The organism is Rhodoblastus sphagnicola, assembly GCF_002937075.1.
Taxonomy (GTDB): Bacteria; Pseudomonadota; Alphaproteobacteria; order Rhizobiales; family Beijerinckiaceae; genus Rhodoblastus; species Rhodoblastus sphagnicola.
Map to the genome: position 1 here is coordinate 1 of NZ_NHSJ01000110.1, position 3,830 is coordinate 3,830.

Genomic DNA, 3,830 nt, shown 5'->3' on the forward strand with positions numbered 1-3,830 from the left:
CGCCCGGATCGCATCCCCGCCATGAAACCGTGAGCGCCGTGATGCGCGCGCTCGGCGTCCGCTTCGCCGTGGTGCCGGACAAGGCCTCAGCCTGAATCAAAAAGCAAACGCCCGTCCCGAATGTGCGAGTTGGCGTTTGCCGTCATAACTTCGACACAAGCGCCGGGCATATTTTCGCCAATTCCTAGGCGATCTCGGATGTACAGACGCCAAGGAGCGTCCCCGCACGGTGGAAACCGGTCGCGGGGTTTTTCGTGCCCAGTTTCCGAGTAGAGCGTCATGATGGACGGCCAACCTGTTAATCGGCGCGGCAGTGTGACCCCTTCGGCACCAAATAGATCAACGCCTTACGACGCCGATCGGCGTCCGGACCCCAGGCCGTTTCACACATAGGCCAATCCGCCGCGATGCTCGCGCCGCACCCACGACAAGGCCTCGTCGAGCCGTCCTGCTGCCAGCAGCCTTTCCGCTGAGCGGAAAGGGTCTTGGCGCCAGTCGGGCCGCCGCGCCTCCAGAGCCAGGAATTGGTCGAGGTCGCCCCGAGCTTGGGCGATCGCTTGAGCGCGCCGGCGTGTAACAAGGCGCCGGCCCTTTGCGTATCCACCTTTGCGTTGACGCAACGGCGCCGGAAGTTTCTTTCATGACCACCAGACGCGCGCTTGTCCGAAGCGCATTCACCTGTCTTGCCGCTCTGGGCTTTGTCCGCAACGCGCGCGCCGCCGCGAGCGTCCGTTTCGCATTCACGCTCGACGACGCCGAATGGCGCCGCCGCCTGACGCCTGATCAATATGACGTGTTGCGCCACGAAGGCACCGAGCGCGCCTTCACCAGCCCCTTGCTGCACGAAAAGCGCCGGGGACTGTTCGCTTGCGCCGGTTGCGGGCGCGAACTGTTCTCGTCCGAAACCAAATTCGACAGCTGGACCGGCTGGCCGAGCTTTTGGGCGCCATTGGAAAAGGCGGTGGCGACCGAGGAAGATCGGAGTTTTGGCATGGTCCGCGTCGCCGTGCAGTGCGAGCGGTGTGGCGGCCATCTTGGCCATGTCTTCGATGACGGGCCGAAACCGACCGGCCTGCGCTATTGCATGAACGGCGTCGCCCTGACGTTCAAGCCCGCGACGACCTGAGGGGGCGAACGATGCTTCGCCTAAGCTTCTTTCTCGCCCTTCTTTGCTTTTCGCCCGGTGTCCTCGCGGGCGATGTCCAGATCGCCGTCCCCAAATCCTATCTGGAGGACGCCTTTCTCAAATCGCTGCTCACGTCGAAGACACTCGCGGAATTTGGCGTGACCATCGCTCCATCGCCGATGGAAGATTTCGCCGGCGCCTTGACGGCGGTGATGTCCGGCACCGCAGATCTCGGTGTTTTCACGCTCGCCGAGCGAGACCAGCGCGCCCTTGAAACTGCGGGACCCGAAGCTTCGCTGCTGACCCGCCCTTTCCTGTTCCAATCGGCGAAGGAAGTTTCGCTGATGCAGAACTCTTTCCTGGGCGAGGCCGCCATGGCCGACGCCAGCCGCACCGGGCTCTTCCCGCTGAGACTCTGGCCTCACAGCGTCACTTATCTGCTGACCAAGACTCCCGTCCGGACGGAAGCGGACCTGCAAAGTCTCAACCTTGCGGCCAACGCAGCTTCGCCCGGATTCAAGTCGCTTTCGTCGTTGGGCGCATTGATGACCAATGTCTCGCCCCAGGACGCCATGATGTCGATGATGGGCGGAACGGTTGGCGGATTTGAAACTTCGCTGGACAAGGCCACGCTAGGCTTCGCCGACCGTTACGGCGGCAAGCTTTATCTAACGACAGCCTGGCCGCAGACGGGCGTTCTGGCGGCGGCGCCAAATTACTGGCGGGAACGCAGCGAAGCCGAAAAGAACGCATGGAAAAGCGCACTGGCGACGGCTGCCTTGGCGGCCGAGACTGAAATCGCCACTCTCGAAGCGACGATCCGGAAGCATCCCAATATTGAGCAGACCATTCTGGAGTCCGCCGCGCAGATGCGGCTGGCGGCCCGCGCCGCAGGCGACGACTCGTCCAGGCTTGAGGGCGAAATGCGCTTGTGGGGCAAGGCCGAGGCGGAGGTCCATCGGGTTCCGGAGGCCGTCCCCATTCACGCGCCCCAGCCGTCCCCGCGAAAACATGTTGGTTCCCCGGTCTTTTTCGCGACCGACCGCAATGACGAACAGACGTTGGATTATGCAACGCGATTTGGCTCACGGCGCCTTTCGCCGGTTGAACTGACCTGCGCCTATCTCGGCGCGCCCGGCCATCACCAAGGCGATCCGCCGCTTCCCAAGGCGCCCAAAACCTTGACCAAGGGCGAACAGGCCTGCGTCCGCTTGATCGTCGATAAGGTCCGGGAAAGTGGCGTTTCGAAAATCCTGTTCGTCCTGCACGGTTTCAACACATCTTTCGGGGATTTGGCGACGCGCGGCCTGATGCTGGGGGGCGATCTCGATTATGACGGAGCCATTGTCGGCTGGAGCTGGCCGTCGGAGGGATCGGCTTTCGGCTACGCCTATGACGAGGATTCCGCTCTCTGGAGCGAACCGCATTTTGCGGATTTCGTGCGCGCTTTCGCCGAAGCCGCGCCGGACATTCAACTGGATTTTGTCGCCCATAGCATGGGCAATCGCATCCTGCTGCAAATGCTGCGCGAGTTTGGCCAATACCGCGTCAATGTTCGCATCGGGGCGGCCGTCTTCGCCGCGCCCGACGTCGCGCAGGACATTTTTATCGAACAAACGCAGCGCGCCCGCGACATCGCGACATTCCGCACGCTCTACGCGTCGGAATATGATCATGCGATCCTGATTTCCGAGAGCTTTCACAAAGCCCCGCGCGCCGGCAGCGGCGGCTCCAACACCTTGGTGATGAAGGGCTTGGAATCCGTGGACGCCCGGCTCAGCGGCCATTCCTATTTGTTCGACGAAGCCAAGGCCATGAAGGACTTCAAACAGATCTTGAATGAGGCCTCCATGGCGGCGGCTCGCGGTCTCGAAGCTCTTGCCAAAGGCGCGCAGACCTATTGGATCATCGAGCCTTGAGACCGACCCGGCGCCGATGCAAGAGCCGAAGCGCGTTGCCAACGCGCAGTCAATCACCTTTCGGAAATTGAGAGGATTGCTCCCGATATTGATAGCTGCCTGCGAATGAGGATCGAGGGTAGCTTTCGTCATCGGCCTTCGCCGAACACGCCGCCCGGCCTTCACGGACGGAGCCACCAAAGACCCGTCCCCCGGGCGCTTCCGGCGGTCGATGAACGACCCTGTTTTCGAAAGTCTCGTCAACTCCGGCGGCCCATGACGGGCCTGCGGATGATCGCTTAAGCCTCACTTCAGGAGCAACAATCATGAACGCCAAGACCACCACCGCCGCCGTTTTCTCTTTTCTTACCCTGTTTGCTTTCGCCGGTGCCGCCTCCGCCGAGGACAAGATGGGCGCCGATGGCATGAAAGCCGACGCGATGCATGGCGACGCCATGAAGACCGAGCCCAAGAAGGGTGACGCCATGAAGGGCGATACGACCAAGCACGACACGATGAAGCCGGACGCGATGCATGGCGACGCGATGAAGCCCGACGCCATGAAGGGCGGCAAGTAATCGCACAAATCCAGCCTGTCCGGCTTCGCGCCGGGCAGGCGTCTTGGCGGCCAGGAGAGGAGAACTCCTTTGACGATCCTTCCGACGGCCGAACTTGAATTGCCGGCGAATGCCGGCCGCAAGCTGGTTCATCGTCACGCCCTGGCGACGCGCGTCACCCATTGGATCAACGCGCTTTGCGTGACCGTGCTGCTGATGAGCGGATTGCAGATTTTTCTCGCGCATCCC

4 protein-coding genes and 1 pseudogene are annotated in these 3,830 nt (G+C 62.1%); 4 read left to right on the forward strand and 1 reads right to left on the reverse strand.

All coding sequences use genetic code 11. From position 1 onward, the window contains the following. Positions 1 to 383 precede the first annotated feature (383 nt). Positions 384 to 620 carry a DUF6880 family protein gene (locus tag CCR94_RS26710; RefSeq protein ID WP_425332343.1) on the reverse strand — a complete coding sequence of 79 codons (237 nt, stop codon included), beginning with the start codon at positions 618 to 620 and terminating at the stop codon, positions 384 to 386. Positions 621 to 640: 20 nt separating this feature from the next. Here CCR94_RS26710 and msrB point away from each other — a divergent pair, with 20 nt between their 5' ends. The 4 genes and pseudogenes from msrB to CCR94_RS26115 form a co-directional block, all read left to right on the forward strand. Next, positions 641 to 1,126, forward strand: coding sequence for a peptide-methionine (R)-S-oxide reductase MsrB (gene msrB / locus CCR94_RS17940; RefSeq protein ID WP_104509214.1), 486 nt, complete (start codon positions 641 to 643; stop codon positions 1,124 to 1,126). An 11-nt stretch (positions 1,127 to 1,137) separates the two neighbouring features. After that, the gene (locus CCR94_RS17945; protein WP_104509215.1) at positions 1,138 to 3,045 is read left to right on the forward strand and encodes an alpha/beta hydrolase; all 1,908 of its coding nucleotides are present in this window, start codon (positions 1,138 to 1,140) and stop codon (positions 3,043 to 3,045) included. Positions 3,046 to 3,350: 305 nt separating this feature from the next. Next, on the forward strand, positions 3,351 to 3,602 hold the full coding sequence (locus tag CCR94_RS17950; protein ID WP_104509216.1) for a pentapeptide MXKDX repeat protein: 252 nt from the start codon (positions 3,351 to 3,353) through the stop codon (positions 3,600 to 3,602). A 99-nt stretch (positions 3,603 to 3,701) separates the two neighbouring features. Then, positions 3,702 to 3,830 (forward strand): annotated as a pseudogene (locus CCR94_RS26115) (cytochrome b/b6 domain-containing protein); the annotation flags it as partial.